24 protein-coding genes and 1 tRNA gene are annotated in these 26,747 nt (G+C 57.9%); 22 read left to right on the forward strand and 3 right to left on the reverse strand.

What is annotated here, in order from left to right; translation table 11 throughout:
• Positions 1–16 precede the first annotated feature (16 nt).
• Together QPL94_RS05955 and QPL94_RS05960 are read left to right on the forward strand one after the other, a co-directional pair.
• Positions 17–463: a type II toxin-antitoxin system RatA family toxin gene (locus QPL94_RS05955; RefSeq protein ID WP_137435839.1), complete on the forward strand. Its 447-nt coding sequence runs from the start codon at positions 17–19 to the stop codon at positions 461–463.
• Positions 460–741: an RnfH family protein gene (locus QPL94_RS05960; protein ID WP_285356171.1), complete on the forward strand. Its 282-nt coding sequence runs from the start codon at positions 460–462 to the stop codon at positions 739–741. The genes QPL94_RS05955 and QPL94_RS05960 overlap by 4 nt, the downstream gene beginning before the upstream one ends.
• A gap of 7 nt (positions 742–748) precedes the next feature.
• Here QPL94_RS05960 and QPL94_RS05965 read toward each other — a convergent pair whose 3' ends face one another.
• Positions 749–1,075 carry an outer membrane protein assembly factor BamE gene (locus QPL94_RS05965; RefSeq protein WP_285356172.1) on the reverse strand — a complete coding sequence of 109 codons (327 nt, stop codon included), beginning with the start codon at positions 1,073–1,075 and terminating at the stop codon, positions 749–751.
• Positions 1,076–1,197: 122 nt separating this feature from the next.
• Here QPL94_RS05965 and fur point away from each other — a divergent pair, with 122 nt between their 5' ends.
• On the forward strand, positions 1,198–1,608 hold the full coding sequence (gene fur / locus QPL94_RS05970; RefSeq protein WP_285356174.1) for a ferric iron uptake transcriptional regulator: 411 nt from the start codon (positions 1,198–1,200) through the stop codon (positions 1,606–1,608).
• A gap of 94 nt (positions 1,609–1,702) precedes the next feature.
• On the opposite strand, the gene recN is transcribed toward fur, so the two are convergent.
• Positions 1,703–3,382: a DNA repair protein RecN gene (recN, locus tag QPL94_RS05975; RefSeq protein WP_285356175.1), complete on the reverse strand. Its 1,680-nt coding sequence runs from the start codon at positions 3,380–3,382 to the stop codon at positions 1,703–1,705.
• 245 nt (positions 3,383–3,627) lie between these two features.
• Between recN and grpE the strand changes: the two genes are divergently transcribed.
• From grpE to greA, 7 genes are all read left to right on the forward strand, one after another.
• Positions 3,628–4,251 carry a nucleotide exchange factor GrpE gene (gene grpE / locus QPL94_RS05980; protein ID WP_285356176.1) on the forward strand — a complete coding sequence of 208 codons (624 nt, stop codon included), beginning with the start codon at positions 3,628–3,630 and terminating at the stop codon, positions 4,249–4,251.
• 125 nt (positions 4,252–4,376) lie between these two features.
• Positions 4,377–6,302, forward strand: coding sequence for a molecular chaperone DnaK (gene dnaK, locus QPL94_RS05985; RefSeq protein ID WP_285356177.1), 1,926 nt, complete (start codon positions 4,377–4,379; stop codon positions 6,300–6,302).
• A gap of 78 nt (positions 6,303–6,380) precedes the next feature.
• On the forward strand, positions 6,381–7,511 hold the full coding sequence (gene dnaJ / locus QPL94_RS05990; RefSeq protein ID WP_285356178.1) for a molecular chaperone DnaJ: 1,131 nt from the start codon (positions 6,381–6,383) through the stop codon (positions 7,509–7,511).
• Between the two features lie 11 nt (positions 7,512–7,522).
• Positions 7,523–8,332, forward strand: coding sequence for a 4-hydroxy-tetrahydrodipicolinate reductase (gene dapB / locus QPL94_RS05995; RefSeq protein ID WP_285356191.1), 810 nt, complete (start codon positions 7,523–7,525; stop codon positions 8,330–8,332).
• Between the two features lie 398 nt (positions 8,333–8,730).
• Positions 8,731–9,855 (forward strand): glutamine-hydrolyzing carbamoyl-phosphate synthase small subunit, encoded by a 1,125-nt coding sequence (gene carA / locus QPL94_RS06000; RefSeq protein ID WP_285356193.1) that lies wholly within the window; start codon positions 8,731–8,733, stop codon positions 9,853–9,855.
• Positions 9,855–13,070, forward strand: a complete 3,216-nt coding sequence (carB, locus tag QPL94_RS06005; protein ID WP_285356196.1) for a carbamoyl-phosphate synthase large subunit — start codon at positions 9,855–9,857, stop codon at positions 13,068–13,070. Before carA ends, carB begins: the two co-directional genes overlap by 1 nt.
• Positions 13,071–13,074: 4 nt before the next feature.
• Complete coding sequence (gene greA, locus QPL94_RS06010) at positions 13,075–13,554, forward strand: transcription elongation factor GreA (RefSeq protein WP_137435825.1); 480 nt, start codon at positions 13,075–13,077, stop codon at positions 13,552–13,554.
• Positions 13,555–13,639: 85 nt separating this feature from the next.
• Here the strand turns inward: greA and yhbY are convergent, their stop codons facing one another.
• Positions 13,640–13,951, reverse strand: a complete 312-nt coding sequence (yhbY, locus tag QPL94_RS06015; RefSeq protein ID WP_285356198.1) for a ribosome assembly RNA-binding protein YhbY — start codon at positions 13,949–13,951, stop codon at positions 13,640–13,642.
• A gap of 156 nt (positions 13,952–14,107) precedes the next feature.
• On the opposite strand from yhbY, the gene rlmE reads away from it, so the two are divergent.
• The 12 genes from rlmE (at position 14,108) to truB (ending at position 26,712) form a co-directional block, all read left to right on the forward strand.
• Positions 14,108–14,728: a 23S rRNA (uridine(2552)-2'-O)-methyltransferase RlmE gene (gene rlmE, locus QPL94_RS06020; RefSeq protein WP_285356200.1), complete on the forward strand. Its 621-nt coding sequence runs from the start codon at positions 14,108–14,110 to the stop codon at positions 14,726–14,728.
• A gap of 155 nt (positions 14,729–14,883) precedes the next feature.
• Complete coding sequence (ftsH, locus tag QPL94_RS06025; RefSeq protein WP_285356201.1) at positions 14,884–16,827, forward strand: ATP-dependent zinc metalloprotease FtsH; 1,944 nt, start codon at positions 14,884–14,886, stop codon at positions 16,825–16,827.
• A gap of 97 nt (positions 16,828–16,924) precedes the next feature.
• Positions 16,925–17,758, forward strand: a complete 834-nt coding sequence (folP, locus tag QPL94_RS06030) for a dihydropteroate synthase (RefSeq protein WP_285356202.1) — start codon at positions 16,925–16,927, stop codon at positions 17,756–17,758.
• Complete coding sequence (gene glmM, locus QPL94_RS06035) at positions 17,755–19,098, forward strand: phosphoglucosamine mutase (protein WP_285356204.1); 1,344 nt, start codon at positions 17,755–17,757, stop codon at positions 19,096–19,098. Before folP ends, glmM begins: the two co-directional genes overlap by 4 nt.
• An 85-nt stretch (positions 19,099–19,183) precedes the next feature.
• Positions 19,184–19,942, forward strand: a complete 759-nt coding sequence (gene tpiA / locus QPL94_RS06040) for a triose-phosphate isomerase (protein WP_285356205.1) — start codon at positions 19,184–19,186, stop codon at positions 19,940–19,942.
• Between the two features lie 57 nt (positions 19,943–19,999).
• Positions 20,000–20,374 (forward strand): preprotein translocase subunit SecG, encoded by a 375-nt coding sequence (secG, locus tag QPL94_RS06045; RefSeq protein WP_285356206.1) that lies wholly within the window; start codon positions 20,000–20,002, stop codon positions 20,372–20,374.
• Between the two features lie 6 nt (positions 20,375–20,380).
• Positions 20,381–20,465 (forward strand) — tRNA-Leu (locus QPL94_RS06050).
• 332 nt (positions 20,466–20,797) lie between these two features.
• On the forward strand, positions 20,798–21,259 hold the full coding sequence (gene rimP / locus QPL94_RS06055; protein WP_137435813.1) for a ribosome maturation factor RimP: 462 nt from the start codon (positions 20,798–20,800) through the stop codon (positions 21,257–21,259).
• A gap of 41 nt (positions 21,260–21,300) precedes the next feature.
• Positions 21,301–22,794, forward strand: a complete 1,494-nt coding sequence (gene nusA, locus QPL94_RS06060) for a transcription termination factor NusA (RefSeq protein WP_285356207.1) — start codon at positions 21,301–21,303, stop codon at positions 22,792–22,794.
• A gap of 17 nt (positions 22,795–22,811) precedes the next feature.
• The gene (gene infB / locus QPL94_RS06065) at positions 22,812–25,388 is read left to right on the forward strand and encodes a translation initiation factor IF-2 (RefSeq protein WP_285356208.1); all 2,577 of its coding nucleotides are present in this window, start codon (positions 22,812–22,814) and stop codon (positions 25,386–25,388) included.
• A complete protein-coding gene (rbfA, locus tag QPL94_RS06070) occupies positions 25,388–25,795 on the forward strand; it encodes a 30S ribosome-binding factor RbfA (protein WP_285356209.1) in 408 nt (135 codons plus the stop codon). The genes infB and rbfA overlap by 1 nt, the downstream gene beginning before the upstream one ends.
• Positions 25,792–26,712, forward strand: a complete 921-nt coding sequence (truB, locus tag QPL94_RS06075; RefSeq protein WP_285356210.1) for a tRNA pseudouridine(55) synthase TruB — start codon at positions 25,792–25,794, stop codon at positions 26,710–26,712. The genes rbfA and truB overlap by 4 nt, the downstream gene beginning before the upstream one ends.
• Positions 26,713–26,747: the final 35 nt, after the last annotated feature.

Raw genomic sequence — 26,747 nt, forward strand, 5'->3', positions numbered from 1 at the left:
AGGACGTTCGCCTCAAATGCCCCATCAGATCGATAAAACCGCGCTGGTTATGCATCCGGCAGACCGCATGTTTCATCTGGTCAACGACGTAGCCCGTTATCCGGAGTTTCTTCCCTGGTGCGCCGACACTGAAATACATGAAGAGACCGGGAGCCAGATTGTCGCCTCCATGGATATTGCCAAAGGCGGTATTCGACATCGTCTGACTACCCGTAATCAATTGTTGCTGCCGCATACCATTGAAATGAATCTGGTGGATGGGCCGTTCCGGAATCTCAGTGGGCGCTGGCACTTCAAATCCCTGGATGACAATGCCTGCAAGGTTATTCTGACCCTGGAGTTCGAGTTTTCCGGGTCACTGTCGCGCATGACGTTCGGGCCGGTATTCAATCAGGCGGCGACGACAATGGTGGACGCTTTTTGTCGACGTGCTGACGAGCTTTATCGCGGAGGTGAGTCGTGATTGATGTGGAAGTGGCGTTTGCCCGGCCAGACAGGCAGGAGATCATCCGTTTACAGGTGGAAGAGGGTACCTCCGCGGTGGAGGCCGTGCGGCGTTCCGGTATTGCTGCTGTTTTTCCGGAAATTGATCCGGAAAACGACGACATGGGTATCTTTGGCAAGGTCATCAAGGATCCGTCTGCCCATGAGCTGCGGGACGGCGACCGGGTCGAAATCTACCGGCCGCTGAAAATTGATCCCAAGCAGGCCCGGCTCAACCGGGCAAAGAAGAAGGCCTGATGTTGGCTCAGTACGCCGGAGTTTCTTCCAGCAATTGTGCCTCGTAGTAGGAATACTGCTCGTTCTCATAGTAGACAATAACCCGCTGTTCCTTGATGTCGCCACCGCTGCGCTGGAAGGTGTAAACGTAATATTCACGGGAAGGGTCAGCCGGATTGGTCATCAGCGGGGTTCCCAGCAGGGAGTGAACCTGGCTGCGGGACATGCCTTCGGTCAGTGAGGTCAGCTCTTCGTCAGTGAGTATGTTTCCCTGTTGTACGTTGATTTTGTACACACCTGGGAAAGCACAGCCAGTCATGATGAGAGTGAGAATGAGAGCTGTGATCTTTTGCATCGCCGGGGGAAATCCTCTATCTTGAAATCGCCTGCCAGGGGCAGGTGTGACACGGTCTGACCGTTAACATGCGGCTCCATCATACCGGAAGCCGTGAGGCACACCAAAGAGTGAATCGTAACATGTCATCCGAAAACACCGAATTGCGGAAAGTCGGTCTTAAAGTCACTCTGCCGCGAGTGAAAATCTTCAATATCCTGGAAAACTCCGAGGAACATCACCTCAGTGCCGAGGACGTTTACAAAAAGCTTCTGGAACAGGGTGATGACGTGGGCCTGGCGACTGTGTACCGGGTGCTGACCCAGTTTGAGGCTGCAGGCCTGGTTCTGCGCCACAACTTTGAGGGTGGGCATGCGGTGTTCGAGATGGCTGGTGATGACCATCATGACCATATGGTCTGCACGCAGACCGGGGAAGTCATTGAATTCGTTGATGAAGTCATTGAAGAGCGCCAGCAGAAAATCGCCAAAGAGCGTGGCTATGAGATCGTCGATCACAGCCTGATTCTGTACGTCAAACCCATCAAGTCCTGAATGCCGGGATAGAAAAGAAAAAAGGGGCGGGTTTCAGGCCCGCCCCAAAAACTCTCAGGATCGAGAGGGGAATACGTCCGCTTGCTGTAAGTCTTCAGTGATGCGTGGCCTGGCCCTTGGTGAACATTTCATGGGCATGGGCAATGGTGTGTTCGGTCATATCAACACCGCCCAGCATCCGGGCTACCTCGCTTACCCTGCCATCATCGTCCAGTGACTCGATTTTTGAGTAGGTGGCGTCAGCTTCCGTGAACTTACTGACGAACAGGTGTTGGTGGCACTGGGCGGCCACCTGGGCCAGATGCGTTACGCACAGAACCTGCCCGTTATCGCCCAAGCTTCGCAGCAGGCGACCAACCACTTCGGCGGTTCCGCCGCCAATTCCTACGTCTACTTCGTCAAACACCAGTGTGGGTGTCGTGGAGGTTTGAGCAACCACTACCTGAATGGCCAGGCTGATACGTGACAGTTCGCCGCCGGAGGCTACCTTGGCCAGCGGCCGTGCAGGTTGCCCGGGGTTGGCGCTGACCAGGAATTCAATATCTTCCAGGCCATGGGGGGCTGGTTCGTCACCCTTGTTGCGGCTCAGGTGGGTTACAAACTGGACGGCTGGCATGCTCAGCTGCGCCAGCTCTTCAGCGATACGCTGATCCAGGTTGGCCGCGGCCTGTTGCCGTGCCTCTGACAGCTGTGTGGCGAGTTCGTTGAACTGACCAAGTTGTGCTTCCAGTTCTGCTTCCAGTTTTTCTACGCTGCCTTCGCCATCGTCCAGCGAGGCCAGTTCGGCGCTCAGGCTCCGGTGGAATTCAGGCAGGGTTTCCGGTGTGATGCGGTGTTTGCGGGCCATCTGATAGATGGCGCTCAGGCGCTCTTCCACTTCGGCAAGCCTGGCGGGGTCGGCGTCATAGTCTTCCACGAAATGCCGCAGGTTATCCCCGGCCTCGGTAATCTGGATTTGCGCCTCGTTCAGCATCTGGATGGTTTCCGCCAGTGCCGGTACCTCCACGGGCAGTTGTTCCAGTTGCTGCAGCGCCTGCCGCACCAGATTTGCGGCGCTGTTGTCGTCTTCCGTGCACAGCAAAGTGGCCTGGTGGCTGCCATGCAGAACGGCGTCTGCGTGGCTGAGCTGCTCCTGTTCCTGCTCCAGTTGCTCCTGTTCACCCTCCTCCAGGGCGAGCCGGTCAAGTTCCTCCACCTGGTACCGAAGCAGTTGCAGGCGGGCCTCGGCTTCATCAGCATTCTGCCGGCGTTCGGTCAGCCGCTGGTGAGTCTTGTGCCAGATTTTCCAGGCGTCTTTGGTCTGCTCTGCCACCATTTCCACACCGGCAAATTCGTCCAGCAGTTTACGGTGGGTTTCCTTGCGAAGCAGCGACTGGTGCTGATGCTGGCTGTGGATGTCCATCAGGGCGCTGCCCAGGTCCTTCAGGTGTGCGAGCGGGCAGGGCTGGCCGTTGATGTAGGCGCGGGAGCGGCCGTCCTTGCTGATTACCCGGCGCAGGATGCACTCATTGTCGTCATCCAGTTCGTGCTCTTCCAGCCATTGCCTGGCTTCTGCGATCGCGGATACATCGAAGGTTGCGGTGATATCTGCACGCTTGGCACCGTGTCGCACGGCGCCGGCATCAGCACGGCCACCCATGGCGAGGCCAAGGGCGTCCAGTACGATGGATTTGCCGGCACCGGTTTCCCCGGTCAGAGCCGTCATGCCCTTTCCAAACTGAAGTTCAACCCGCTCGGCAATGGCGTAATTGGAGACGGTGAGCTGTGTGAGCATGCAGATATCCTCCGCTCGATTCCTGAATACTGTGAATACATACAGTGACTGTGAATATATACAGGGTTTTTGCTGTTTGCAAACATCACCGGAAGAATTTGTGAGTGAATGATGACTTTAAAGGTTGAAACATTCGTTACGGGCCCCATATCCGTTCGCAAACACGTTTTTCCTGGCTATGTCTGGCCGGGAGCAATAGTTAATCGGCCGTTGTGACGGCCGTCGACGACCAAGCAGGAGTTGCCATGAGCGCTGACGACAAGCATAACGATCGGGCTGAGGAAGAGCTTAGGTATGCCGCCGAGGCGGCCGACCAGGATAGCCAGGGTAAACAGGACAAAGGTGCCGCTGAAGAAGCCGAGGAGACCTCTCCCGAAAGCGAAGTTGATGCACTGAAGGCACAGGCCCAGGAGTTCCAGGAGCAGATGCTGCGCTCCCAGGCAGAGATGCAGAACGTCCGCCGGCGCGCCGAAATTGATGTGGAAAAGGCTCATAAGTTCGCGTTGGAGAAATTTGTCAAAGAGCTTCTGCCAGTGGCTGACAGCCTGGAAAAGGCCGTGGAAAGCACAGAAGGGCATCAAGAGGCCGGCGAACAGGTGGCTTCTATCCGCGAAGGGGTTGAGATGACCCTGAATCTTTTCATGAACAGCCTGAAAAAATTCAACGTCGAGCAACTTGACCCGGTTGGCGAGCCGTTCGACCCGCAGAAACATGAAGCCCTGTCGATGGTGCCGGCACCGGATGCCGAGCCCAACAGTGTGGTGTCGGTCGTCCAGAAGGGCTACATGCTGAACGATCGGCTGGTTCGCCCGGCAATGGTGATGGTAGCCAAGGCAGAGAGTTCACCAAAAATCGACGAACAGGCTTGAAAAGCAGATTAAAGCGCCAATATAGCCTGTAAACAGGCAGAGCGCCGGGCCACCCGGAACAGCCTTGCCAGTAATGGTTTGAAGGTAGCCGGAACTGAATTGAACAACCGAATTGGAGTAATTGCATGAGTAAGATCATTGGTATCGACCTGGGAACCACAAACTCCTGTGTTGCCATCATGGATGGCGACAAGGTCAAGGTTATCGAAAACGCCGAGGGTGATCGCACCACCCCGTCTATTGTCGCGTACACCGAAGACGGTGAAACGCTGGTAGGCCAGTCTGCCAAGCGTCAGGCAGTCACCAACCCGAACAACACCCTGTACGCCATCAAGCGTCTGATTGGTCGTCGTTTTGAAGACGACGTGGTCCAGAAAGACATCAAGATGGTGCCCTACAAGATCGCCAAGGCTGATAACGGCGATGCGTGGGTAGAAGTGAAGGGTGAAAAGATGGCGCCCCCGCAGGTGTCGGCGGAAATCATCAAGAAGATGAAGAAGACCGCCGAGGACTACCTGGGTGAGAAAGTCACCGAAGCGGTTATCACCGTGCCGGCCTACTTTAACGACAGCCAGCGTCAGGCCACCAAAGACGCCGGCAAGATTGCCGGCCTGGATGTGAAGCGCATCATCAACGAGCCGACTGCAGCTGCCCTGGCCTATGGCCTGGACAAGAAGAGCGGCGATCGCACCGTGGCCGTTTATGACCTGGGTGGTGGTACCTTCGATATCTCCATCATCGAGATTGCCGATGTAGACGGTGAGCACCAGTTTGAAGTGCTGGCCACCAACGGCGACACCTTCCTCGGTGGTGAAGACTTCGACATGAAGCTGATTGAATATCTTGCCGATCAGTTCAAGAAAGACAGCGGCATTGATCTGCGCGGTGACTCACTGGCTATGCAGCGTCTGAAAGAAGCTGCCGAGAAAGCCAAGATCGAGCTGTCCAGCAGCCAGCAGACCGACGTTAACCTGCCATACGTTACGGCAGATGCCAGCGGTCCCAAGCACATGAATGTGAAAGTGACCCGCGCCAAGCTGGAGTCACTGGTTGAAGAACTGGTTGAGCGCAGCCTTGCGCCTTGCCGTACCGCACTGGAAGATTCCGGGGCCAAGATCGGTGAAATCGACGAAGTGATCCTGGTCGGCGGTCAGACCCGCATGCCGATGGTTCAGGAGAAGGTGAAGAACTTCTTCGGTAAGGAAGCGCGCAAAGACGTAAACCCGGACGAAGCCGTAGCCATGGGTGCTGCCATCCAGGCGGCCGTGCTCTCCGGTGACGTGAAGGACGTTCTGCTTCTCGACGTAACCCCGCTGACCCTGGGTATCGAAACCATGGGTGGTGTGGCGACGCCGTTGATCGACAAGAACACCACGATTCCGACCAAGAAGTCGCAGACCTTCTCCACTGCGGATGATAACCAGACTGCGGTAACCATCCACGTGGTTCAGGGCGAGCGCAAGCAGGCGGCACAGAACAAGTCACTGGGTCGCTTCGACCTGGCCGACATCCCGCCGGCACCCCGTGGCGCGCCGCAGATCGAAGTCACCTTCGACATTGATGCCAACGGTATCCTGAACGTGTCGGCGAAAGACAAGGCGACCGGCAAGGAACAGTCCATCGTGATCAAGGCGTCTTCCGGTCTGAACGAAGACGAAATCGAGAAGATGGTCCGTGATGCCGAGGCCAATGCCGACGAAGACCGTAAGTTCGAAGAGCTGGTCCAGGCCCGTAACCAGGGTGACGCGATGGTTCACACCGTACGCAAGACCCTGGCCGATGCCGGTGACAAGGTGTCCGACAGCGAGAAGGAGTCTATTGAGGCCTCGATCAAGGAGCTGGAAGAAGCTCTGGCCGGATCCGACAAGGCCGATATTGAGGCCAAGACCCAGAAGCTGACAGAGGCATCTTCTGAAATGGCCCAGAAGATGTACGCGGATCAGGCAGAGCAGGCGCAGCAGGCCGGGGGCGAAGAAACAGCCCAGTCCGGTACCAGCGACGACGCCGTTGATGCCGAGTTTGAAGAAGTCAAAGACGACGACAAGCGATAAAACTTAAGATCATCAGGCAGTTGGAAAACGCGGGAGCTCTCCCGCGTTTTCCTCGTTTTACCAACAGGGTTTTAGAGCATGGCCAAGCGCGACTATTACGAGATTCTCGGGTTGTCCCGGGAAGCGGATGAAAAAGAGATCAAGCGAGCCTACCGCAAGCTCGCGATGAAGTATCATCCTGACCGGAATCCGGATGATGAGGACGCCGACCACAAGTTCAAGGAAGCCAGCGAAGCTTACGAGATACTGTCGGATTCCTCCAAGCGTGCGGCTTACGACCAGTTTGGCCACGCCGGTGTTGATGGCTCGGCCGGTGGCGGATTCGGAGGCGGCGGTGGTGCCAGCTTCTCCGACATTTTTGGTGATGTGTTTGGTGATATCTTCGGCGGAGGTGGTGGCCGTGGCCGCAACACCCGCGGTGCCGACCTGCGCTACACTCTGGAGCTGGACCTGGAAGAAGCGGTAAAGGGCAAAACCGTCCAGATCCGCATCCCCGGCCATACCGAATGTGAAACCTGCGATGGCAGCGGCGCCGAAAAAGGCTCCCGCCCGGAAGCCTGTGGCACCTGTAATGGCATGGGTCAGGTTCGCATGCAGCAGGGCTTCTTTACCGTGCAGCAGGCCTGCCCCACATGCCGGGGCGCAGGCAAGGTTATCAAGAATCCGTGCAAAACCTGCCACGGTGCTGGACGGGTCCAGGAAGAGAAGACGCTCTCGGTCAAGGTTCCGCCTGGCGTGGACACCGGTGACCGCATTCGTCTCTCCGGCGAAGGCGAGATGGGCATCGACGGTGGTCCGCCCGGGGATCTGTACGTGCAGATTGCCGTTCGCGAGCACTCCATCTTCACCCGGGATGGCCGCAACCTGTACTGCGAAGTCCCCATCAGCATTGTCGACGCTGCCCTTGGTGGCGAGCTGGAAGTGCCCACGCTCGACGGCCGCGTGAAACTGAAGATTCCACCGGAAACCCAGACCGGCAAACTGTTCCGCCTGCGCAACAAGGGCGTCAGCCCCGTTCGTGGCGGACCATCCGGCGACCTGTTGTGTCGGGTCCAGGTAGAAACACCGGTTAATCTCACCAAGCGCCAGAAAGAGTTGCTGGAAGAATTCCAGGCAACCCTGGATAGCGGCGGTGGCAACCAACACGGACCACGGAAAAGCTCCTGGTTTGAAGGTGTGAAAAGCTTCTTCGACGAAATGAAATTCTGAGGACAGGTGACATGGGCGACATAAGGGTAGCGATCATCGGTGCGGCAGGGCGCATGGGCAAGGTGCTGATCGAAGCCGTTGACGGCACCGAAGGTCTCGAACTGGGCGCTGCCATTGTCGAGCCGGGTAGCAGTCTCATCGGCGCCGACGCCGGAGAAATGACGGGTATCGGCAAAACCGGCATCGAAATGGCCGGCAGCCTGGCCGACGTGAAAGATGATTTCGACGTACTCGTCGACTTTACCTTCCCGGACCTGACCCTGGAAAACGCCGAATTCTGCAAAGCCAACGGCAAGATGATCGTCATCGGCACCACCGGCCTCACCGACGCCGAAAAGGAGCAGCTGGCCCTGGCCGCCGAACAGGCTCCCGTGGTCTTCGCACCCAACATGAGCGTGGGCGTCAACGTCACCCTCAACCTGCTGCGTACTGCGGCTGCAGCCCTGGGTGATGACTACGACGTGGAAATCATCGAGACCCACCACCGCCACAAGAAAGACGCCCCTTCCGGTACGGCATTGCGCATGGGTGAAGTGGTGGCCGATGCTCTTGGCCGTGATCTTAAAGAATGTGCGGTATACGGCCGTGAAGGCTTCACCGGCGAGCGTACCCGCAAGGAAATCGGTTTCGAAACTATTCGTGCCGGGGATGTGGTTGGTGATCACACCGTTATGTTTGCCACTGAGGGCGAGCGTATCGAGATTACCCATAAGGCAAGTAGCCGGATGACGTTTGCGAAGGGGGCGATGCGGGCGACTTTGTGGTTGGACGGTAAGCCTGCCGGGTTGTATGACATGCAGGATGTTTTGGGGTTGAAGTAGGGGGTTGGTTTGAGCCCGGTTGTCGGATTACGAGGCTGCGCCTCTAATCCGACCTACGGTTTGCAGTCGAACTTTGAGGTAGGGGGCTGGAGCATTCTTCCGGGAATGTCTTCGGCCAAGGATGGCCGAAGTCAAGCGCACATGGACGTGCTCGTAGCGTTTCCCGGAAGAATGCTCCAGCCGCCTGCCGGTGTCAGCGTCAAACCCAAATCAGCATGGACACAAAGCGCCAGATTTCTTACAATGACGCGGTTTAACTGCACCAAGCGTAGCTTTGACAACGCTCTATAGAAAAAGCGGGACGGAGTTCAACTCCCTCTCGCTTTTTTGCGACCTGAATTTGCGCTTGCGTTCCTGTTCGTGACGAACCTGTACGCCACTCGATGAGGATACAAGCCTTGAGTACACCAGCCATCCTTGCACTCGCAGACGGAAGCCTGTTTTACGGCACCGCCATTGGCGCTGAAGGGGAAACCAGCGGCGAAGTGGTGTTTAACACCGCCATGACCGGTTACCAGGAAATCCTGACCGACCCGTCCTACTCCCGCCAGATTGTCACCCTCACTTACCCTCACATCGGCAATACCGGTGTGAACGAAGAAGATATCGAATCCGATCGCGTCCAGACCGCCGGCCTGATTATCCGCGATCTGCCTCTGATGGTGAGCAACTGGCGAAGCACCGGTTCCCTGCAGGATTACCTGCGCGCCAACAACATCGTGGGCATTGCCGACATCGACACCCGTCGCCTCACCCGTATCCTGCGGGATAAAGGCTCCCAGAATGGCGCCGTGGTTGCCGGCGCCGATGCCACTGCAGACCGCGCCCTGGAACTGGCCAACGCCTTTCCCGGCCTGAAGGGCATGGACCTGGCAAAGGAAGTCACCGCGGACAAAATCTGGACCTGGAGCCAGAGTGAGTGGAGCATCGAAAGTGGTTACGGTGAGCGCACCGAATCGAAGTTCAAGGTTGTCGCCTGGGACTACGGCGTAAAGCTCAACATCCTGCGTATGCTGGCGGGTCGTGGTTGCGACATCACAGTGGTGCCGGCGCAGACGCCGGCCTCCGAAGTTCTGGCGATGAATCCGGACGGCATTTTCCTGTCCAATGGTCCCGGTGATCCGGAGCCCTGCGATTACGCCATCACGGCTATTCGCGAAGTGCTGGAAACCGAGATTCCGGTATTCGGCATCTGCCTCGGCCACCAGTTGCTGGCCCTGGCCAGCGGTGCAAAGTCCATCAAGATGGGCCACGGTCACCACGGCGCCAACCATCCGGTGCAGAACCTGAAAGACGGTACCGTGATGATCACCAGCCAGAACCACGGCTTCGCGGTAGACGAGGCCAGCCTGCCGGATAACCTGGAGGCGACCCATAAATCCCTGTTTGACGATTCCCTGCAGGGAATACGCCGCACCGACAAACCCGCTTTCAGCTTTCAGGGTCACCCGGAAGCCAGCCCCGGCCCCCACGATGTGGCGCCGCTGTTTGATGAATTTATTCGCCTGATGGAGGCACGTTGATGCCAAAGCGTACCGACATTAAAAGCATACTGATCCTGGGCGCCGGCCCCATCGTGATCGGGCAGGCGTGCGAGTTTGATTACTCCGGAGCCCAGGCCTGCAAGGCCCTGCGGGAAGAGGGGTACCGGGTTATCCTGGTTAACTCCAACCCGGCCACCATCATGACGGACCCGGTCATGGCCGATGCCACCTACATCGAACCCATCACCTGGAAAACCGTCGAAAAGATTATCGAGAAAGAGCAACCGGACGCACTGCTACCCACCATGGGCGGTCAGACGGCGCTGAACTGCGCGCTGGATCTGGAGCGGCACGGCATACTCGAGAAGCACGGTGTGGAAATGATTGGTGCCAATGCCGACACCATCGACAAAGCCGAGGACCGCGACCGTTTCGACAAGGCCATGAAAAAGATCGGTCTGGAGTGCCCGCGCGCCACCATCGCCCATTCCATGGCGGAAGCCTGGGAAGTGGCTGACGATATCGGCTTCCCCTGTATCATTCGCCCATCCTTCACCATGGGCGGCTCCGGTGGCGGTATTGCGTACAACCGCGACGAATTCGAAGAAATCTGTACCCGTGGCCTGGACCTGTCGCCGACCAATGAGTTGCTGATCGACGAGTCCCTGATCGGCTGGAAAGAATACGAGATGGAAGTTGTCCGCGACAAAAACGACAACTGCATCATCGTCTGCGCCATCGAGAACTTCGATGCCATGGGCGTGCACACCGGTGACTCCATCACCGTAGCGCCGGCCCAGACCCTCACCGACAAGGAATACCAGATCATGCGGAACGCCTCGCTGGCGGTGCTGCGTGAAATCGGTGTGGAAACCGGCGGCTCCAACGTGCAGTTTGGTGTCAATCCGGAAAACGGGCGCGTGGTGGTCATCGAGATGAACCCCCGGGTGTCCCGTTCCTCAGCGCTGGCCTCCAAGGCCACTGGCTTCCCGATCGCCAAGGTGGCGGCAAAATTGGCGGTGGGTTACACCCTCGATGAGCTGCGCAATGAAATTACCGGTGGCGTGACTCCGGCCTCGTTCGAGCCCAGCATCGACTACGTGGTCACCAAGATTCCGCGCTTCACCTTCGAGAAGTTTCCCCAGGCCGATGCCCGCCTGACCACCCAGATGAAATCCGTGGGGGAGGTGATGGCCATCGGGCGTACCTTCCAGGAGTCCCTGCAGAAAGCCATGCGCGGCCTGGAAGTGGGTTCTGATGGCTTCGAAGAGCAGGTGGACCTGAGCACCACGGACGGCCAGGAAACCCTGACCCAGGAGCTGAACGTGCCCGGTGCCGAGCGCCTGTGGTACATCGGTGACGCCTTCCGTGCCGGTATGTCCGTGGACGATGTGTTCCGCAACACCCATGTGGACCCCTGGTACCTGGTCCAGATCGAGGATCTGATCAAAGAGGAGAATGCCCTCAAGTCAGCCGGCAAGGCCGATATTGACCGTGACACCCTGTTCCGCCTCAAGCGTAAGGGCTTCTCGGATGCCAGGCTGGCCACGTTGTTGGGTATTTCCGAGATCAGCCTGCGCAAGCTGCGCCATGAACTGAACATTCGCCCGGTATACAAGCGCGTGGACACCTGCGCAGCGGAGTTTGCCTCCTCTACGGCCTACATGTATTCATCCTATGAGGAAGAGTGCGAAGCGGATCCGTCTGACCGCGAGAAGATCGTGGTGATCGGTGGCGGGCCTAACCGCATCGGTCAGGGTATCGAGTTTGATTATTGCTGTGTTCATGCCGCCCTCGCGATGCGTGACGATGGCTATGAAACCATCATGATCAACTGCAACCCGGAAACGGTTTCCACCGATTACGATACCTCGGACCGCCTCTACTTCGAGCCGATCACCCTGGAAGATGTCCTCGAAATCATTAACGTCGAGAAGCCAAAGGGTGTCATTGTCCAGTACGGTGGTCAGACGCCGCTGAAGCTCGCCCGGGGCCTGGAAGCCGCTGGTGTGCCCATCATCGGTACCAGTCCGGACGCCATCGACCGTGCCGAAGACCGGGAGCGTTTCCAGCAGATGATTGGCCGCCTGGGCCTGATCCAGCCGGAAAACGCCACCGTGCGCAGTCACGAGGAAGGCATTGTGGCGGCCCGGGAGATCGGTTATCCGCTGGTGGTTCGCCCGTCCTACGTACTGGGCGGCCGCGCCATGGAGATTGTCTACGACGAAGAAGAGCTGGTTCGTTACATGCGCAATGCGGTGCTGGTTTCCAACGACAGCCCGGTATTGCTGGACCACTTCCTGAATGCGGCCATTGAGGTGGATATTGACGCCATCAGCGACGGCAAGGATGTGGTGATTGGCGGTATCATGCAGCATATCGAGCAGGCCGGCGTGCATTCTGGCGACTCCGCCTGCTCCCTGCCGCCCTACACGCTGCCCAAAGACGTGCAGGATGAAATGCGCGAGGCCGTGCGCAAGATGGCCATCGAGCTGGATGTTATCGGCCTGATGAACGTTCAGCTGGCGTGGCAGGACGGCCGCATCTACGTCATTGAAGTGAATCCCCGGGCCTCCCGTACAGTACCGTTCGTTTCCAAGGCCATCGGTGTATCCCTGGCCAAGGTGGCAGCGCGGGTTATGGCTGGCAAATCGCTGGCGGAGCAAGGGTTTACCCAGGAAATTGTACCGACCCATTATTCCGTCAAGGAATCGGTATTCCCGTTCAACAAGTTCCCGGCTGTGGATCCCATTCTGGGTCCGGAAATGAAATCCACCGGCGAGGTGATGGGCATTGGCGACAGCTTTGACGAAGCCTTCGCCAAGGCAGCGCTGGCCTCTGGCGAGCGCCTTCCGGTCAAGGGAACAGCCTTTATGTCGGTCCGTGACGTGGATAAGCCGGGTGCCGCCAAGGTGGCGCAGGATCTGGTCGACGCCGGCTTCAAGGTGATTGCGACCACCGGTACTGCCAAAGCGCTGAAAGAGGCCGGCATTACCGTTGACCGGGTGAACAAGGTGCGGGAAGGGCGTCCGCACATTGTGGATGCCATCAAGAATGGTCAGGTTCAGCTGATTATCAACACCACCGAAGGGCGCAAAGCCATTTCAGACTCGGCGCAGATTCGCCAGTCTGCCTTGCAGTCCAAGGTAACCTATACAACGACCCTGGCGGGTGGCGAAGCGTTTTGCAGGGCAATCATGTTTGGCCCGGAGCGCACTGTACGCCGTCTTCAGGATCTACACGCAGGAAAGTAAGACTATGGCTGACAGAGTACCCATGACAAAGGCGGGTGAAACCCGCCTCCGCGAGGAGCTTAAGAAGCTCAAGTCCGAAGATCGTCCCCGGGTGATCGCCGCTATTTCCGACGCCCGTGAACACGGCGACCTGAAAGAGAATGCGGAATATCATGCTGCCCGCGAGCAACAGAGCTTTATTGAAGGCCGCATCCAGGAGATCGAGGGCAAGCTGTCCGCAGCCCAGGTCATCGACGTTAATACCATCGAGAACACCGGCAGGGTGATTTTCGGTACCACGGTGCGTTTGCTGAACGTGGATACGGATGAGCAGGTGACCTACCAGATCGTCGGTGAAGACGAAGCCGACATCAAGGCCGGCAAGTTGTCGATTTCTTCGCCAATTGCCCGAGCACTGGTGGGCAAGAGTGAGGGAGACGTGGTGGCAATTCGGGTGCCCTCAGGTACGGTTGAGTACGAAATCGAGCAGGTAGAGCACCTCTGAGGCATGGCATGCCCCGGGCACAAAAAAGCCGGCTGGGTTCACCCCGCCGGCTTTTTGCTTCTCATGCCTGTTGCCAGTGGCTGATTCAGTGCTTCTGGCGCAGCAGGTTGGAGAGTTTCGGGTTGGGCTTTTTCGCCCTGCGCATGATGACGGCAATCTTGCCGATGGTCTGCACCAGTTCTGCGCCCGCGGCTTCGCACAAAGCGGCTACCGCCTCCTGGCGAGCTTCGCGGTCCTGGCTTGCTACCTTGATCTTGATCAGCTCATGATCGTTCAGAGCGCGCTCAAGCTCTTCCTGCAGCCCTTCTGTCAGGCCCTTGTCGCCTACGATGATGACTGGCTTCAGGTTGTGGGCGATGCCCCGGTACTCCCGGCGCTGTTCTGGCGAAAGACTCATTATGTAATCTCTTTATGGATGCGATTAACAAAACGTCAGCGGCGAAATAGCTGGCGATTCCGTATAATTGCTGGATTGTAACAGATCGCCGGGCCGGTGAAATGGCAGTTACCACGTATCCGGTCCCGGGGGCAGAATGTTTTTTGGAGGTGGGTTTTGGCCCGTTCGAAAACCAGTGACCGCTGGCTGAAGGAACATTTCGACGACGTCTGGGTCAAAAAGTCCCGGGAAGACGGTTATCGCTCCCGTGCCAGCTACAAGCTGATTGAGCTCGATGAAAAAGACCGGCTGTTCCGGCCCGGCCAGGTTGTTGTGGATCTGGGTGCGGCCCCCGGTGGTTGGTCCCAGGTGGCGGTTGAGCGGGTCGGCGACAAGGGCGTGGTTATTGCCAGCGATATTCTGGAGATGAGCCCGCTGGCCGGTGTGGAGTTTGTCCAGGGGGATTTTACCGAGCAGTCAGTGCTGGATGAATTACTGGAATTGATGGGTGACCGGCGGGCTGACGTTGTAATTTCGGATATGGCACCCAATATGAGTGGTATGGCGGCGGTAGATATTCCCAACGCCATGGGCCTGGTGGAGCTGGCGCTGGATATGGCGCAGCAGGTGTTGAAGCCGGGCGGTGTGTTTGTCGCCAAGGTCTTTCAGGGAGAAGGATTCGATACCCTGCTGGCCGAGATGCGTAAAAGTTTTGGCACCGTTGTCAGCAGGAAGCCTGACTCTTCCCGGGCACGATCAAGGGAGATCTACCAGGTGTGCAAAGGATTTAAGGGCTGACCCGCCCGCAGAACGGAAGTGGCCATGGGGATTGACACCCCGGCAGTGGCCGATACGGATAGGCCGATTCTGGTGGACGGGCGTACAATTGGTGTAAGGTGTCAGAAAAGGCTTTCTCCTGACGGGGCGATCCTTCAATTCACAGGTGATGATCCTTGAACGATATGGCAAAAAATCTGGTTCTCTGGCTTATTATAGCCGCCGTACTGCTGATGGTGTTTCAGAATTTCACTCCCACCACCAGCGGCCAACAGGTCAATTATTCGCAGTTCGTGGAAATGGTGCAGGACGGGCAGGTCCGTCAGGTAACCATTGACGGTCTGGAGGTTCAGGGTGTCCGTGGTGACGGTTCCCAGTTCCAGACTATCCGGCCCCAGCTGGCTGATCAGAAGCTGATGGACGATCTGCTGGCCAACCAAGTCGAAGTCATTGGCAAGGAGCCTGAGCGTCAAAGCCTCTGGACCCAGCTGCTGGTGGCTGCCTTCCCCATTCTTATCATTATTGCTCTGTTCGTATTCTTCATGCGGCAGATGCAAGGCGGTGGCGGCGGCAAAGGGCCTATGTCCTTTGGCAAGAGCAAGGCCAAGCTGATGAGCGAGGATCAGATCAAGACCACCTTTGGCGATGTCGCCGGTGTGGATGAGGCCAAGGAAGACGTCAAGGAGCTGGTGGATTTCCTGCGGGATCCCAGCAAATTCCAGCGTCTCGGCGGCAGCATTCCCAAGGGCGTATTGATGGTGGGTCAGCCAGGTACTGGTAAAACCCTGCTTGCCAAGGCGATTGCCGGCGAAGCCAAGGTTCCCTTCTTCTCCATCTCCGGCTCGGACTTTGTGGAAATGTTCGTGGGTGTGGGCGCGTCCCGTGTCCGTGACATGTTCGAGCAGGCCAAGAAGCAGAGCCCCTGCATTATCTTCATCGACGAGATCGATGCGGTCGGTCGCCATCGTGGCGCCGGCATGGGTGGTGGTCACGACGAACGTGAACAGACCCTGAACGCGCTGCTCGTTGAGATGGACGGCTTTGAGGGTAACGAAGGCGTTATCGTGATCGCTGCCACCAACCGTCCGGACGTACTGGACCCAGCGCTACTGCGCCCGGGCCGTTTTGACCGCCAGGTGGTGGTTGGTCTGCCGGACATTATCGGCCGTGAGCAGATTCTGAAAGTACACATGAAGAAAGTTCCGCTGCACGATGGTGTGGAGCCCAAGTTGATTGCTCGTGGTACGCCCGGATTCTCGGGTGCCGATCTGGCTAACCTGGTGAACGAGGCAGCTCTGTTCGCGGCCCGCCGCAACCAGCGCCTGGTTTCGATGGAAGAATTCGAGCTTGCGAAAGACAAGATCATGATGGGCGCAGAGCGCAAATCCATGGTCATGAGCGAAAAAGAGAAGCGCAATACCGCTTATCACGAATCCGGTCACGCGATTGTAGGGCGCCTGGTGCCCGAGCATGATCCGGTCTACAAGGTGAGTATCATTCCCCGTGGCAGGGCCCTGGGCGTTACGATGTTCCTCCCGGAGGAGGATAAGTACAGCCACAGCAAGCGCTTCCTGATCAGCTCCATCTGCAGTCTGTTCGGCGGCCGTATCGCCGAAGAGCTGACCCTTGGTTTTGATGGTGTCACCACCGGTGCTTCCAACGACATCGAGCGGGCAACCAGTCTGGCCCGTAATATGGTCACCCGTTGGGGGCTGTCAGAAAAACTCGGCCCGCTGCAGTATGACACTGATACGGAAGAGCCTTTCCTGGGCCGCTCTGCCGGCCAATCGCAGACTGTGTATTCCCCGGAAACGGCGCAGCGGATTGATGAGGAAGTTCGCAACATTATCGACAGCTGCTACGAAAAAGCCCGTCAGCTTCTGATTGATAACCGTGAAAAGCTCGACCTGATGGCCGAGGCCCTGATGAAGTACGAAACCATCGATCGTTTCCAGATTGATGACATCATGGAAGGTCGTGAGCCGCGCCCGCCGAAAGGCTGGGGTGATAACGGGCCCTCGGGTGGTGTTCCGGCTGATGAGCCGGAGCAGGCGCCTGCTCCGAAGGGTTCTGACGACGGCCACCAGCCCGGCGTTGGCCGCCCGGCCGGTGAACACTGACCCGGTGTAATGCCGCGCCAGAGATCACTTACCCATGTACGCCGCCCCGGCCGGGGCGGCGTTTGTTTTTGCAGGTTGCACTGACTGAAGGTCGCTTATGCAAATGAACTTCGCGGGCCGAGCCGTGGATATGTCTGGTTGCCATGTCATGGGCATTCTCAACGTGACGCCAGACTCATTCTCCGATGGCGGCCGCTTTAATCAGGTGGACGCCGCCCTGGCCCGGGCCCGTGAAATGGCGGCGGACGGAGCAGTCTTTATTGATGTCGGCGGTGAGTCCACGCGGCCGGGTGCAACCCCGGTGGCTGTGGAAGAGGAATTGGAACGGGTTTGTCCGGTGGTGGAAGCCATTACCCGCGAGCTTGATGTCATTGTGTCGGTCGATACCAGTTCGCCGCAGGTTATGGCTGAAGCGGCGAAGCTGGGGGCAGGCATGATTAATGACGTCAGGGCCCTGCAGCGGGAAGGGGCGCCCGAGGTGGCCGCACGGGCCGGGGTTCCGGTATGTGTAATGCATATCCAGGGTGAGCCGGATACCATGCAGGATGATCCACGCTATCGCAATGTGCGGCGGGAAGTCAGCTCCTTCCTCACCGAGCGGATGCGCGTCATCGAACGGGCCGGAGTGCGGTCCGACAACATCATCCTGGATCCCGGTTTTGGTTTCGGTAAGTCTCCCCGGCATAATCTGCAGTTGCTGGCCTCGCTGGACCAGCTGCAACTGCTGGGGCATCCGGTGTTGGTGGGTCTGTCCCGCAAGAGCATGCTGGGCCACATCACCGGCCGTGAAGTCAGTGAACGCTTGCCCGCAAGCATCGCTGCCGCGACAATATCCGCTATGAAGGGCGCGTCGATTATTCGCGTTCACGATGTCAGGGAAACAGTAGATGCCGTTAAAGTTGTAATGGCCATGGAGGAAGCTGGGCGATGAGTGATAGAAAATACTTCGGCACGGACGGTATCCGGGGGCGGGTAGGTGAATACCCGATTACGCCGGAATTCATGTTGCATCTGGGGTGGGCCGCAGGCCAGGCTTTTAAGCGGGATGGCCAGCGCAACAGTGTGCTGATTGGCAAGGATACGCGCCTGTCGGGTTATATGTTCGAGTCTGCCCTGGAATCCGGCCTGTCAGCAGCCGGAGTGGACGTAAAGCTGCTTGGCCCCATGCCCACGCCGGCCATTGCCTATCTTACGCGAACCTTTCGCGCGTCTGCGGGTATTGTGATCAGCGCTTCTCACAACCCGCACCATGATAACGGCATCAAGTTCTTCTCTCCCGCTGGTACCAAGCTGGATGACGCCCTCGAGGCCGAGATCGAACGCTGGCTGGACCGGCCCATTGAAGTATGTGATGCCAAAGAGCTGGGCAAGGCCTTCCGGGTGGATGATGCGCCCGGGCGTTACGTGGAGTTCTGCAAGAGCACGGTGCCCAACGAGTTTTCCCTGGAGGGCCTGCACATTGTTCTGGATTGTGCCAATGGCGCTACCTACCACGTTGCCCCCAAGGTTTTTCGTGAGTTGGGCGCGAGGATCTCTGTCGTGGGTGGTGGTCCGGATGGCCTGAACATTAATCTCAATGTGGGGTCTACCCACCTGGACACCCTGAGCAAGACAGTTCTGGAAAAGAAAGCAGACCTGGGGATCGCCTTTGATGGCGACGGTGACCGGGTACTGATGGTGGATCGTGACGGCTCGGAAGTGGATGGCGACGAACTGCTTTATGTGATTGCCACCCAACGCCACGCTGCCGGCACACTCAAGGGCGGCGTTGTCGGTACATTAATGACCAATCTGGGGGTTGAGCTGGCCCTGAGGGAGCAGGGCATCGATTTTGAGCGCGCCAAGGTGGGTGACCGCTATGTCATGGAGCGGCTGATCGACCGGGGCTGGCTGCTCGGAGGAGAGGGCTCCGGCCATATGGTGATTCGTGACTGCACCAGCACCGGTGACGGCATAGTGTCGGCCCTGCAGGTGTTGTTGGCGATCAGGCGTGCGGGCGGTTCGCTGGCGGACCTTCGCCATGGCATGAGCAAATTGCCACAGAAGATGATCAATGTGCACGTGGACAAGCGGTTTGATCCCCTCGGGCGTGAGGATATTGTCAGCGCTGTGGCAGCGGCGGAAGCCAGGCTTGGTGGTGGCGGCCGGGTACTGCTGCGCGCCTCCGGCACTGAGCCGCTGATCCGGGTAATGACGGAAGGGCAGGATGAGTCGGAAATTGTAAAGATTGCCGAGGAACTTGCTGTTGTTGTGGAGAATTCCCGGGCGTGACTTTGTGTCCGGGTGCAGTTGTCTGCCGTAAAAGACTGCTGTATAGTTCGCCCTCCCTCGAGTCAGGGCCGAATCAGGGGTAGTTATGCGCCGTAAGATCGTCGCCGGAAACTGGAAGATGAACGGGTCAAAAGACCTTGTGAACAGCCTGGTTGGCCAGATTCGCTCAGAGCTGGCATCGCTTGATAATGGTGTGGAGGCTGTTATTATTCCTCCCGCCCTGTTTGTCGACGATGTTGTCAGGCAGGCCGACGGACAGATTGCCGTTGGCGTCCAGAACATTGCCTGTTGGGATTCAGGCGCCTACACCGGGGAAATATCCGCGGGTATGGCCAAAGACTCCGGATGCGGTTATTCCCTTGTGGGGCATTCGGAGCGCAGGCAACTGTTCGGAGAAACCGACGAGCAGGTTTCGGTCAAAGTTGTGAAGGCATTGGCCTCGGGGTTGGACGCAGTGATATGCGTTGGCGAGACCCTGGAAGAGCGCGAGGCGGGCAAGGCCGAAGACGTTGTTTCGGGCCAGGTCCGTAAGGCTCTTTCTGAGGTTGGTGCCGGGCAGTGGCAACAGGTTGTCATCGCCTATGAGCCGGTATGGGCCATAGGGACCGGGAAAACCGCCACCGCTGAAGACGCCCAGGCCATGCATGCCGCTATCCGGGCCGTGTTAAAGTCCCTCGGGGCGCCGGCAGATGAGATATCCCTGCTTTACGGCGGCAGTGTAAAAGCGGATAATGCGGCCGCGCTTTTTGCTCAGCCGGATATTGATGGTGGCCTTATTGGAGGCGCATCGTTAAATGCAGAAGATTTTGTGAGTATTTGCCGGGCCATGCCGGGCAGATCCTGAAAGATACAGATTCGCGAAAGCCGTTAGCACGAATCATTAGGTCATTAGAGAGACATTATGGATTGGGTCGAAACACTGGTTGTTGTTCTCCACGTGGTCATCGCGGTGGCACTGGTGTCTTTGGTGCTGCTCCAGCAGGGTAAGGGTGCCAACGCTGGCGCCGCATTCGGTGGCGGCGCCTCGCAGACGGTATTTGGTAGCGAGGGCAGCAGCAGCTTTCTGGTTCGCGCAACGACCTTGCTGGCCATCGTCTTTTTTGTAACAAGTTTTTCGCTGGCTGTATTCGCCAAGCAGCGTGCCGAAGTGGCAGGCGAAGCAGGCATTCCTGTGGTGCAGGAATCCCGCTCTGACGCCGGGCAGGCTGAAGGTGAAGCAGCAGATGAAGGCGAAGCCGGGCGCGGGGATGAAAATGAACTCCCCGAGCTCGAGTAAGTGATTGCCCAGGTGGTGGAACTGGTAGACACGCTATCTTGAGGGGGTAGTGGCGAAAGCCGTGCCGGTTCGAGTCCGGCCCTGGGCACCATATAGAAGAAAAACGGCTTGGAATTACCAGGCCGTTTTTTTTGGTCAGTCCTTGACCAGTAAAGCCGGCGTCTCTATACTCCGGCGGATATTGGAGCGGGCTACGGGCACATTTTGCCCTGCCTGTTCCAGGCAGGCCAGGTGTCTGTCAGCAGGGGAGGTATTAGGTTTGTGGTTATCCTCTGCGAGTTCTTGCAACAAAGAGCCCCATTTTTCAGGGGCTTTTTGATTAAGGGGCCTGGCGCATCAGGCCCTGGTGCATAAAAAGGGCTGATCAACAGCCCTTTTTTTGTTTTTGGGGTCGAAAAAACGAGTAACGGAGACCGAATAGCCTTGTCAGCAAAGTTGAAGCAGCTGGAAGAAATACTCAGGCCCATTGTGGAAGGCCTGGGCTACGAATTCTGGGGCATTGAATTCCGCTCCCAGGGACACCATTCCCTGTTAAGAATATTTATTGACGATGTCGAGAACGGCATTGGCATAGAAGACTGTGAAAAGGTCAGCCGCCAGGCGAGCGGCGTAATGGATGTGGAAGACCCCATCCAGACCGAATATACCCTGGAGGTCTCGTCTCCGGGCATGGATCGGCCGTTGTTCCGACTGGAGCAGTATGAGGCATTCGCCGGCCATCAGGTCCAGATCAAATTACGGATGGCATTTGAGGGGCGTCGCAAGTTTCAGGGCCTGATAAAAGGTGTTGAGGGCGAGGACGTTGTCGTGGTGGTTGATGATCACGAGTACCTGCTGCCATTCGATAGCATAGAGAAAGCCAACATCGTTCCGGTATTTGAATAAGTCAGTGGACGAAAAGTTTATTTTAAGGGCAGGGCATTCCAATGAGTAAAGAGATCTTGCTGGTGGTCGAATCCGTCTCGAACGAGAAAGGTGTCGAGAAGGATGTGATCTTTGAAGCAATCGAGCTGGCACTCGCCACCGCTGCCAAAAAGCGTTACGACGACGAGGAAGCCGACATTCGTGTTTCCATCGATCGCCGCACCGGCGAATACGAAACTTTCCGCCGCTGGCTGGTGGTCGACAACGACGCCGTTCCTGCACTTGGCACCGAGCTGACCATGCAGGAAGCGGAGGAAATTGATGAGAACCTCCGGCCGGGCGACATCCACGAAGAGAAAGTGGAGTCTGTTGCTTTCGGACGTATCGGCGCCCAGGCAGCCAAACAGATTATCTTCCAGAAAGTTCGGGAAGCCGAGCGCACCAAGATTGTCGACAGCTATCGTGACCGTGTGGGCGAACTGGTTTCCGGTACCGTAAAGAAAGTGACACGGGACAACGTCATCGTGGATCTGGGTGCCAATGCCGAAGCCCTGCTTCCCCGTGAACACCTGATCGCGCGCGAGACATTCCGCATGGGTGACCGGGTTCGTTCGCTGCTGCAGGAAATCCGCACGGATCACCGCGGCCCGCAACTGATCTTGAGCCGTACGGATCCGCAGATGCTGATCGAGCTGTTCCGTATCGAGGTTCCGGAAATCGCCGAGGAGCTGATCGAGATCCGTGGCGCTGCCCGGGATCCCGGCTCACGCGCCAAGATTGCGGTGAAAACCAACGATCGCCGGATTGACCCGGTGGGTGCCTGTGTCGGCATGCGGGGTTCGCGTGTTCAGGCCGTTTCCAATGAGCTGGGTGGCGAGCGCGTTGATATCGTGCTCTGGGACGACAACCCCGCCCAACTGGTCATCAATGCCATGGCGCCGGCAGAAGTGGCTTCCATTGTGATGGACGAAGACCGTCACACCATGGAAGTGGCTGTAGCCGAGGACAACCTGGCCCAGGCTATCGGCCGTAACGGGCAAAACGTGCGCCTGGCGACAGAGCTGACAGGCTGGACACTGAACGTGATGACCGAGGAAGAAGCCGGTCAGCGTCAGGAGCAGGAATACAACACCTTGCTGGAGCACTTCACCAGCAACCTGGATGTGGACGAGGAGTTTGCCGGCGTGCTCATCGAGGAAGGATTTACGTCCATTGAGGAAGTGGCGTACATCCCTATGGAGGAGATGCTTGCTATTGAAGGTTTTGACGAAGAGACCGTCACGGAATTGCGTCGTCGTGCCAAGGATGCCCTGCTGAACCAGGCGCTGGCCAGTGAAGAGGCCCTTGAGGGCGCGGAACCCGCAGAAGATCTTCTGGCAATGGACGGTATGGACCGGGGCCTGGCGTTCAAGCTGGCCGGTATGGGTATCCGTACCATGGAAGATCTTGCAGAGCAGTCGGTTGATGATCTGATCGACATTGAAGGTATGGAAGAAGAGCGTGCCGGCCAGTTGATTATGGCTGCACGTGCCCCCTGGTTTGAAGACCAGGCTTAATCGGGAGGAGGACCAGTATGGCTGATGTAACGGTAAAACAACTGGCCGCAGATGTAGGCGCTCCCGTGGATCGTTTGCTGCGACAGATCGTGGAGGCTGGCCTGAAAGCCCGCTCCGAAGAGGACTCTGTCACCAGTGATGAGAAGCAACAGTTGCTGACCTATCTGAGAAAGAATCACGGTGAGAGTGAAGCGGAACCGAAGAAAATCACTCTCAAGCGCAAGACAACAACAACGCTGAAAGCGGGCCGTGCCAAAACGGTCAATGTTGAGGTTCGCAAGCGCCGTACGTATATCAAGCGCGCCGAGCTGGAGCCGGAAGCTGCCAAGCAGGAAGAGGCCGCCGAGCAGGCTGCCGCAGCACCGGAAGAAGCGCCGGCGGTAGCGGCCGAGCAGGTACAACCTGCAGAGGCGCCGAAGACGGAAGCACCGGTATCCGAGGCAGCGGCGGAAGCGCCAGCGGCCGAAGAAAAGCCTGCTGCCGAAGAAAAACCGGCGGAAAAAGAGCAGCCGGAAGTGACTGCCAAGCCGGAGCCGTCTCCGGTTCCCGCGCCGGAAGATATGCCGATCCCGCCGCCTGAAGAAGGCGAGGGCAAGGATCGCAAGCCGAAGAAAAAGAAAGAGAAAGCTCGTGAGCGCGGTGACGAGCCGGACGATGGCAAGCCCAAGAAGAAGTCCGCAGGGCATCGCGGGCCTCGTAGCCGTCCGGTGGAAGAGCCTCTGATCATCAATGAAGAGGAAGAAGACACCACGCTGCGCAAGCCACTTCGCGCGAAAAAGAAACCTAAAGAGAAGCGTCACGCTTTCGAGAGGCCGACCAAGCCAATGGTTAGAGAAGTCGATATTCCCGAGACGATCACCGTGGGTGACCTTGCCCAGCGGATGGCCGTCAAGTCAGCCGACGTGATCAAGAAACTGATGGGCATGGGAGTAATGGCGACCATCAACCAGGCTCTCGACCAGGAAACCGCCGTGCTGGTGACCGAGGAACTGGGCCACAAGCCCAACACGGTCAGCGAGGATGCCTTTGAGGAAGAGGTTCTGAGCGAATTTGTCTTCGAAGGCAAGGAAAAGACCAAGCGTGCACCGGTTGTCAGTGTGATGGGTCACGTTGACCATGGTAAGACCTCGCTGCTGGATTACATCCGTCGCACCAAGGTTGCTTCCGGCGAGTCCGGTGGTATTACCCAGCATATTGGCGCTTACCACGTCGAGACTGACCACGGCATGGTGTCCTTCCTGGATACCCCGGGCCACGCCGCCTTTACAGCCATGCGTGCCCGTGGTGCCCAGTGTACCGATATCGTGGTCCTGGTGGTTGCAGCCGATGACGGCGTCATGCCACAGACCAAGGAAGCCGTTCAGCACGCCCGTTCCGCTGGTGTGCCCATCGTGGTCGCGATGAACAAGATGGACAAGGAAGAGGCTGATACTGACCGCATCAAGACTGAGCTGGCTGGTATGGAAGTGATTCCGGAAGACTGGGGCGGTGACGTCCAGTTTATCCCGGTATCTGCTCACACCGGCGCCGGTATCGACGATCTGCTTGAGGCATTGTTGCTGCAGGCTGAAATTCTTGAACTGGAAGCGTCTCCGGATGCTCCGGCCAAGGGTGTGGTCGTCGAATCGAGCCTGGAACGCGGCCGTGGCTCCGTGGCCACGGTACTGGTCCAGAACGGCACCCTGCGCCAGGGCGAGATGGTTGTCGCCGGTGGCTTCTTCGGTAAGGTTCGCGCCATGACCGATGAAGCCGGTAAACAGGTCAAGGAAGCCGGGCCTTCCATTCCGGTGGAAATCCTCGGTCTGAACGGCACGCCGAACGCTGGCGACGAGTTCTTTGCTGTCGCCGACGAGAAGAAAGCCAAGGAACTGGCGGAATTCCGCCAGTCCCGCGAACGGGAGCAGCGTCTGCACAGGCAGCAGGCCGCCAAACTCGAGAACCTGTTCGAGAACATGGGCAAGGACGAGGTCAAGACCCTCAACGTGGTTCTCAAGACCGATGTTCGTGGTTCACTGGAAGCTATTACCAAGTCGCTCAAGGATCTGGGCAACGAAGAAGTCCAGGTCAAGATCGTGTCCTCAGGCGTTGGCGGTATTGCCGAGACGGATGTGAGCCTGGCCATGGCCACCAATGCGGTTATCTTCGGCTTTAACGTCCGTGCCGATACAGCCGCGAAGCGACTGGTGGAGCAGGAAGGCCTGGATCTGCGTTACTACAGCATCATCTACAACCTGATCGATGATGTGAAGGCAGCCCTGACCGGTATGCTGGCGCCAGAGTTCCGCGAAGATATCGTGGGTATTGCCGATGTGCGGGACGTGTTCCGTTCACCGAAGTTTGGCCAGGTGGCCGGTTGCATGGTGATTGAGGGTACGGTGTACCGTAACAAGCCGATCCGCGTTCTGCGTGACAACGTGGTGATCTTTGAGGGCGAACTGGAATCCCTGCGTCGCTTCAAGGATGACGTACCGGAAGTCCGGAACGGCATGGAGTGTGGTATCGGCGTTAAAGGTTATGACGTGAAAGTCGGTGACCAGATCGAGGTGTTCGATCGCGTCCGGGTCGAGCGTAAGCTTGAGTCTACGGGGGCCTGATGCCAAGAGAGTTCAGCCGAATTGATCGCATCGGCGATCAGATGCAGCGTGAGCTGGCCCAGCTCATCCAGCGGGAAGTCAAAGACCCGCGGGTGGGTATGGTCACGGTCAATGCCGTCAAGGTCAGCCGTGACCTGGGCTACGCGGATATCTATGTATCCCTGCTCACCACCGAGGAACTGACTGAGGAATCTCCTGAGGTACGGGAGTCCCTGGCGGTACTGAACAAGGCAGCCGGCTTCCTGCGTGGCCAGATTGGCCGTGCCATGAAGTTGCGGGTAACGCCCCAGCTGCGTTTTCACTTCGACTCGCTGCTCGGGCACAGCCGCCACATGGACAACCTGATTCGCGAAGCGGTTGGCGACAAGCCAGCGGTTGACCGTGATGATCCGGAGTCGGACTCTTGAGTCGACGCCGCAAAGGTCGTGATGTAAACGGCATCCTGGTGATCGACAAGCCGATGGATATTACGTCCAACGGCATACTGCAGCAGGTGAAGCGTCTGTTCGGTGCGGCCAAGGCCGGCCATACCGGCGCCCTTGATCCGCTGGCCACCGGCGTGTTGCCGCTGTGTTTTGGTGAGGCCACCAAGTTTTCCCAGATGATGCTGGACAGCGATAAGGCCTACATTGCTACGGCGCGTTTGGGTGTCCGTACCGAAACCGGTGACAGTGAAGGTGCGGTGGTGGCTGAAAAGCCGGTGCCAGCCGGGCTGGATGCTGAAACCCTGGAGCCGGTCCTCGACCAGTTCCGGGGTGAAATCCAGCAGATTCCCTCCATGTACTCCGCGCTCAAGCACAAGGGCCGCCCCCTGTATGAATACGCCCGCGAAGGTATCGAAGTGGAGCGCCCGTCCCGCCCGGTCACCATCTACGAACTGAAACTGCTGGAAGTGCGTGAGACCGAGATCGACATTGCAGTCAGTTGCACCAAGGGCACCTATATCCGTTCGCTGGTGGAAGATATCGGCGAGGCATTGGGTTGTGGCGCCCATGTGACGGCGCTGCGCCGCACCATGGCTTCAGGCTTCACGCTGGCGGATGCTGTTGAGGTACCTGCCCTGGAATCCATGCGTGAACAGGGCGAGAGTCTGGATGGCCTGCTGGTGGCCCCGGATGCTGCGCTGTCCATGTTCCCGGAACAGGAACTGGAAGGCAGCGCACTGGTATCGATATTGAACGGACAACCAGTTAGAATGTCTGGTCAGCCAGCCGAAGGGTACGTTCGCCTCTATGGCAACGGGCGCTTTGTCGGGCTGGCGGAAGGATTCCCGGAAGGGGAGGTCACCAAACTGGTGCCTCGTCGTCTGGTGAAGAGTGGCTGACAACCGTTTTACAATGGTTGTGGCTGATTAGCCGG

This window comes from Marinobacter sp. SS13-12 (assembly GCF_030227115.1).
GTDB lineage: Bacteria > Pseudomonadota > Gammaproteobacteria > Pseudomonadales > Oleiphilaceae > Marinobacter.